We start from the raw sequence: 3,604 nt of genomic DNA, 5'->3' as shown, positions 1-3,604 counted from the left end.
ATCATCGGCGGCGAGTCCGACAGCATCGCCCCGGTCTCGTCGCACTCCGAGCCGTTCTACGACCCGGCCCGGCCGCGCAGCTCCCGCCACCGGTACGCGACCAGCACCGCCCCGATCCCGGCCACGTACGGCAGCACCAGCGGGTCCACCCAGAGCAGCAGTCCGGCCAGCAGGCCCCAGCCCAGCCACCGGGGGAGTCGGCGCCCGGGCCGGCCGGTCGCCAGGTCGTACGCGAGGACGGCCAGCGCCATCCCGGCGGCGTTCATCTCCGGGTAGCCGCCCCCGGCGATGAGCTGGTTCTTGACCACCCGGTCGGAGCCGAGGGCGAGAACCACCACGACCAGCAGGCCGAACCAGCGGTCGGCGGTGAGCCGGAGCGCGAGCCGCCAGGCGAGCGTCAGGAAGATCGCGTACAGGGCCAGGGTGGGCAGCCGCAGGCCGACCGTCGACGGGCCGGCGAGGGCGAACACCGGTGCGGCCAGGTACGCCTCCAGCGTCCCCATGTACCGCTGGCCGTAGAACCAGACGGGGAGGTCCCGCCCCTGCGCGATGTGCAGGGCGGCCAACCCCATCGTGGCCTCGTCGCTGTTGGTCTGCGGCGTGTCGGAGAGCAGCAGCCCGAGGCGGTACGCGACGCCGGCCACGATCGCGAGAACGCTCAGCAGCGTGGGCAGCCGCGGCCAGGAGGCCGGGAGCGCGCACAGCGCGTGGCATCGCTCCTGGCGTACCCCGGCGGTCATGGGCCGATCATGGCACCCGGCCGTCGGCCCGCGTGGCGCGGTGCCGGTGCGGCAGCGGGTTTCCTCAGCCGGCGGTGCCGACCGGGGTGGCCTCGCGGGCGTCCAGGGCCTGCCGGTAGAGCCGGCCGGCGCGGTACGACGAGCGCACCAGCGGGCCGCTCATCACGCCCGCGAAGCCAATCTCCTCGGCCTCCTCGCGCAGCTCCACGAACTCCTCCGGCTTGACCCAGCGCTCGACCGGGTGGTGCCGGGGGGTGGGGCGCAGGTACTGCGTGATGGTGATCAGCTCGCAGCCGGCGTCGTGCAGGTCGCGCAGCGCCTGGGAGATCTCCGCGCGCTCCTCGCCCATGCCGAGGATGAGGTTGCTCTTGGTGACCAGGCCGTCCGCGCGGGCCTGCCGGATCACGTCGAGGGACCGCTCGTAGCGGAACGCCGGCCGGATCCGCTTGAAGATCCGCGGCACCGTCTCCACGTTGTGGGCCAGCACCTCCGGCCGGGCGCCGAAGACCTCGGCGAGCTGCTCGGGAACCGCGTTGAAGTCGGGGATCAGCAGCTCGACGCCGCAGCCGGGCTGCAGGGCGTGGATCTGCCGGACCGTCTCGGCGTAGAGCCAGGCGCCGCCGTCGGGCAGGTCGTCCCGGGCGACACCGGTGATGGTGGCGTAGCGCAGGCCCATCGACACGACCGACTCGGCGACGCGACGGGGCTCGTCGGCGTCGAACTCGGCCGGCTTGCCGGTGTCGATCTGACAGAAGTCGCAGCGCCGGGTGCACTGGTCGCCACCGATGAGGAACGTCGCCTCCCGGTCCTCCCAGCACTCGTAGATGTTGGGGCAGCCGGCCTCCTGGCAGACGGTGTGCAGCCCCTCGCGCGAGACCAGCCCGCGCAGCTGGGTGTACTCCGGCCCCATCTTGGCCTTGACCTTGATCCACGGCGGCTTGCGCTCGATCGGCGTCTCGGCGTTGCGCGCCTCGATCCGCAGCAGCCGTCGCCCCTCGGGGGCGGCGGTCGCGGGGCGCGCTGCCTGGCCGGTCGTCGGCGCGGAGTGCTCGATCGTCACAAAACCGAGCCTACGCCCGTCGGCCGTGGTCGATGCACGTCGGGCGACCGCCGTCACGCCCCGAATCTTGTGACGCCGGACACCGGGGGCGAAAAAACCGCGTCACACGGACGGCCCCGGGGGTGCTAGCGTGCGCCGCAGAGCTGTGACGGAGCCGAGTAGGGTACCGGGACGCCAGTTTCAAGAGAGCCGCCGGTTGCTGCGAGGCGGTCTGGCGCCGGTGCGTGAAGACCCTCCCGAGCTGCGGGAAGAACGGCGCACGCGCCCAGTAGACCCCGCCCGGCTGGCCCCGGTGAAAAGGCGACGAACGAGGCTCCCGCTCCGGCGGGGGCGAAGGTGTGGTGGCACCGCGAGGTTCCCGCTCGCCCACACCTCCCGGGGATCGCGTTGCGATTGATCGAGGAGGTAACCGCCGTGCAACGCATCCTGTCCTCCCAGCTCACCGCCCATGTCGGCGAGACCGTGCGGATCGCCGGTCACGTCCACCGGCGCCGGCTGCTCAAGTCGGTGGCCTTCCTGATCGTGCGGGACGCCGCCGGGCTCGCCCAGGTCGTCGTCACCGACGCCGCCGTGCGCGCGGCCGTGGAGACGATGCCCGAGGAGACCGTCGTCGAGGTGGTCGCCACGGTCGTCTTCAACGCGATGGCGCCCGCCGGGGTCGAGCTGACCGCGCCGGCGGTACGACCACTCGGCGCACCCGCCGAGCCACCGCCCTTCGACCTGTACCGGCCGGCCCTCACCGCCACCCTGCCCACCCAGCTCGACAACGCGCCCGTCGCACTGCGGCACCCGACCCGGTCCGCCGCACTGCGGATCTCCGCGGCGGCGGTGGCCGGCTTCCGGGCCGCCCTGGACGCCCGCGACTTCGTCGAGATCCACACCCCGAAGGTGGTCGGCTCGTCCACCGAGAGCGGGGCGAACGTGTTCGCGCTGGACTGGTTCGGCCGGCCCGCGTACCTGGCCCAGTCGCCCCAGTTCTACAAGCAGCTCATGGTCGGCGTCTTCGAGCGGGTGTACGAAGTGGGGCCGGTGTTCCGGGCCGAGCCGCACGACACCGTCCGGCACCTGGCGCAGTACACGTCGCTCGACGCCGAGCTGGGCTTCGTCACCGACCACCGGGACGTCATGGCGGTGCTCCGGGACACCCTCGCCGGGATGCTCGACACCGTCGTCGACCGGGCCGGCGCCGCGCTGGCGACGCTGGACGTGGCGGTGCCGGAGGTGCCGGCGGAGATCCCCGCCGTGCACTTCACCGACGCGCTGAAGATCGCCGGTGCGCCCGCCGACGAGCCGGACCTGGCCCCGGCCCACGAGCGGGCGCTGGGGGAGTGGGCGCGCGCCGAGCACGGCTCGGACTTCCTCTTCGTCACCGGGTACCCGATGGCGAAACGCCCCTTCTACACCCACCCCGACCCGGCGCGGCCGGCGTACTCCAACGGTTTCGACCTGCTTTTCCGCGGCCTGGAGCTGGTCACCGGCGGGCAGCGGCTGCACCGGCACGCCGACTACCTGGCGGCGCTCGCGGCCCGGGGCGAGCCGGTCGAGCCGTACGCGGGCTACGTCGACGCGTTCCGCCACGGCATGCCCCCGCACGGCGGCTTCGCCATCGGCCTGGAACGCTTCGTCGCCCGCCTCACGGGTGCCGCGAACGTCCGCGAGGTCACGGCCTTCCCCAGAGACCTCCACCGCCTAACCCCGTAACCCCCCCCATGACCCCGTTGATCAAGGGGTTTGCGCCGGATCGCGCGCGGATCCTGACGCAAACCCCTTGATCAACGCCGGTCGGCGGGGGTGGGGGTGGGGT

At 73.1% G+C, this 3,604-nt stretch carries 2 protein-coding genes and 1 pseudogene; 1 reads left to right on the top strand and 2 read right to left on the bottom strand.

The window, feature by feature from the left end; all coding sequences use genetic code 11:
* Positions 1-59 precede the first annotated feature (59 nt).
* Positions 60-740, bottom strand: a pseudogene (locus tag AB0I76_RS25205) (hypothetical protein); the annotation flags it as partial.
* 64 nt (positions 741-804) lie between these two features.
* The gene (lipA, locus tag AB0I76_RS25200; RefSeq protein WP_357040168.1) at positions 805-1,857 is read right to left on the bottom strand and encodes a lipoyl synthase; all 1,053 of its coding nucleotides are present in this window, start codon (positions 1,855-1,857) and stop codon (positions 805-807) included.
* 357 nt (positions 1,858-2,214) lie between these two features.
* Here lipA and aspS point away from each other — a divergent pair, with 357 nt between their 5' ends.
* Positions 2,215-3,501, top strand: a complete 1,287-nt coding sequence (gene aspS, locus AB0I76_RS25195) for an aspartate--tRNA(Asn) ligase (protein WP_357040165.1) — start codon at positions 2,215-2,217, stop codon at positions 3,499-3,501.
* The last annotated feature ends 103 nt before the right edge of the window (positions 3,502-3,604 follow it).

It is taken from the genome of Micromonospora sp. NPDC049799, from assembly GCF_040656655.1.
In the GTDB taxonomy this organism is placed as follows: domain Bacteria; phylum Actinomycetota; class Actinomycetes; order Mycobacteriales; family Micromonosporaceae; genus Micromonospora.
This window is presented reverse-complemented; position numbering and strand designations above follow the sequence as displayed.